We start from the raw sequence: 2,798 nt of genomic DNA on the forward strand, positions 1-2,798 counted from the left end.
GCGCGTATTTCGAGACCATGTAGGTCCCGCGCGTGTTGATCTGATGCATCAGGTCGAAGCGCTTCATCTCGGTCTGGCGCGTCGGGGTCAGCGAGATCGTTCATATATAAACCATCTCCGGCGGTGACGGCGGGGCCGGTTCGGGCGTATGCCGTCAGCGGAGGGCGTGGGCCTAGCGTGCCCCCGCGCCGACCGTCAAACGAGACGCCGAGGCGCGGTCGAACCGGGCCGGGCGGGAGGAACAGCCGATGAGCTACCGCGCACCCGTGTCCGAGATGGTGTTCACCCTGCAGCACATCGCCGGGCTCGACGGCACGGGCGCGCTCGGCATCGAGGACGCGGACGCGATCCTCACCGAGGCCGGACGCCTCGCCGCCGACGTGCTCGCCCCGCTGAACCGCATCGGCGATCGGCACGGCGCGACGCTCGCGGACGGCGTCGTCACCACGGCGCCGGGTTTCGCAGACGCGTACAGGACATTCGTCGCCGGCGGCTGGAACGGGCTCACCGCCGACCCGGACCATGGCGGGCAGGGCCTGCCGCAGGTGCTCGACGCGGCCTGCACCGAGATGTGGAACGGCGCCAACCTCGCCTTCGGCCTGTGCCCGCTGCTCACCGCCGGCGGCATCGAGGCGCTGGCGGCGCACGGCTCGGAGGATCTGAAGGCGCGCTACCTCGGCAAGCTCGTCTCCGGCGAGTGGACCGCGACGATGAACCTGACTGAGCCGCAGGCCGGCTCGGACCTGGCCGCGATCCGCACCCGCGCGGAGCCGGCCGGCGACGGCAGCTACCGCATCGTCGGCTCGAAGATCTACATCACCTACGGCGCCCACGACATGGCCGAGAACATCGTCCACCTCGTGCTCGCCCGCCTGAGGGATGCGCCCGCGGGCACCCGCGGCATCTCGCTGTTCCTGGTGCCGAAGGTGCTCCCCGACGGTTCGGAGAACGACCTGCGCTGCTCGGGCCTGGAGCACAAGCTCGGCATCCATGCCTCGCCGACCTGCTCGATGGCCTTCGGCGACAACGGCGGCGCCGTCGGCTGGCTGATCGGCGAGGCGAATCGCGGGCTCGCCTGCATGTTCACGATGATGAACAACGCCCGCCTCAATGTCGGGCTGCAGGGCGTGGGCATCGCCGAGGCGGCGACGCAGCGGGCGCTGGCCTACGCCCGCGAGCGCCGGCAGGGAAAAGCGCCGGGCTCCGCCGAGACGAGCCCGATCGTCGCCCATCCGGACGTGCAGCGCATGCTGTTGACGATGAAGGCCTGCACCGCGGCCGCGCGCGGCATCTGCTACCTGACCGCGGCCGCCCTCGACGCGGCCGAGGGGCCGGAGGGCAAGGCAGCGCTCGACCGCGCCTCGCTACTGACGCCGGTGGCCAAGGCGTTCTCGACCGACATCGCCAACGAGGTCGCCTCCCTCGGCGTGCAGGTGCACGGCGGCATGGGCTTCGTCGAGGAGACCGGCGCGGCGCAAGCGATGCGCGACGCCCGCATCCTCGGGATCTACGAGGGCACCAACGGCATCCAGGCGATCGACCTCACCGGGCGCAAGCTCCCGTTGAACGACGGCGCCACGGTGCGCGCGCAGATCGCCGCCATGCGCCGGGTCGCCGAAGCCCTGCTCAAGGCCGCCGACCCGGCCCTCGGCCACGCGCCGGCGCGGCTGCGCGCCGGCATCGAGGCCCTCGACCGTGCCACCAGCCACCAGTTGGCGAGCCTGAGGTCCAACCGGCCCGACGCGGCCCTCGCCGGCGCGACGCCGTACCTGCGGCTGTTCGGCCTAGCCCAGGGCGCGGCCTGCCTCGCCCGCGAGGCGCTGGCCGCCCGCGCCGCGCTGAAGGCGGGCGAGACCGATCCGGCGCACGCCGCGCGGATCGCGCTCGCGCGCTTCTTCGCCGAGAACCTGCTGCCGGCCGCCGACGGGCTGGCCCAGGTGGTGATCGACGGCGGCGGGTTCCTGGACGATGCGGCCGCAATTCTGGTGGCATGACGCAAGCCTTCCGCCCGTCATTCCGGGTCCGCGATGCGGAGACCGGAATCCAGAACCGCAGATGGCACCTCATCGAGCCCGGCCGGCGGCTCCGGATCCCGGGCGCACCTTCGGCGCCCCGGGATGGCGGGTCTGGAACGGAAACGGTGACATCGATCGGTCGCTGGCGAGGCCTGGAACGAATGATCAGGGGGAGGCGGAGATGAGCGAGCACGTGGCGATCACCGACGGCGCGGACGGCGTCCGGTCGATCACGCTGAACCGGCACGAGAAGAAGAACGCGCTCACCGGGGCGATGTACGACGCGATGCGCGAGGCGCTGGCCTCGGCCGACGCGTCGGATGCCGTCGGCGCGGTGGTGTTCTCCGGGGTGCCCGGCATCTTCTGCGCCGGCAACGACATCGCCGACTTCGTCTCGCGGGCGGAAAAGGCGTTCAGCGAGGCGCCCTCGCTCCGCTTTATCCGGCAGCTCGCGCGCACGGCGACGCCGATGGTCGCGGCGGTCGACGGGATCGCCGTCGGCATCGGCACCACGCTGACGCTGCACTGCGACCTCGTCTATGCCAGCCCGGCGGCGCGCTTCCGCATGCCCTTCGTCGAGCTCGGCCTCGTGCCGGAGGCGGCCTCGAGCTACCTGCTGCCGCGGCGGATCGGCCGCCTTAAGGCGACCGAGCTGCTGCTGCTGTCGGAAATGTTCGGGGCGGATGCGGCCGAATCGCTCGGGCTCGTCAACGCGGTGATGCCCTCCGACATGCTGCTGGAGCACGCGCTCGGCCAGGCCGCTCGGCTGGCCGAGCGCGTGCT

2 protein-coding genes and 1 pseudogene are annotated in these 2,798 nt (G+C 72.0%); 2 read left to right on the top strand and 1 reads right to left on the bottom strand.

Annotated elements, in window-relative coordinates; translation table 11 throughout:
• Positions 1-97: pseudogene (locus FV223_RS32065) on the bottom strand (short chain dehydrogenase); the annotation flags it as partial.
• A 151-nt stretch (positions 98-248) separates the two neighbouring features.
• Here FV223_RS32065 and FV223_RS24470 point away from each other — a divergent pair.
• Entirely contained in the window at positions 249-1,994 is a 1,746-nt protein-coding gene (locus FV223_RS24470; RefSeq protein WP_147729402.1) for an acyl-CoA dehydrogenase, read from the top strand.
• A 202-nt stretch (positions 1,995-2,196) separates the two neighbouring features.
• Positions 2,197-2,798, top strand: a 602-nt coding sequence (locus FV223_RS24475) for an enoyl-CoA hydratase-related protein (RefSeq protein WP_147729403.1), incomplete at its 3' end; no start/stop codon positions are given.

Origin of the sequence: Methylobacterium sp. WL116, from assembly GCF_008039455.1 — a bacterium.
GTDB lineage: Bacteria > Pseudomonadota > Alphaproteobacteria > Rhizobiales > Beijerinckiaceae > Methylobacterium.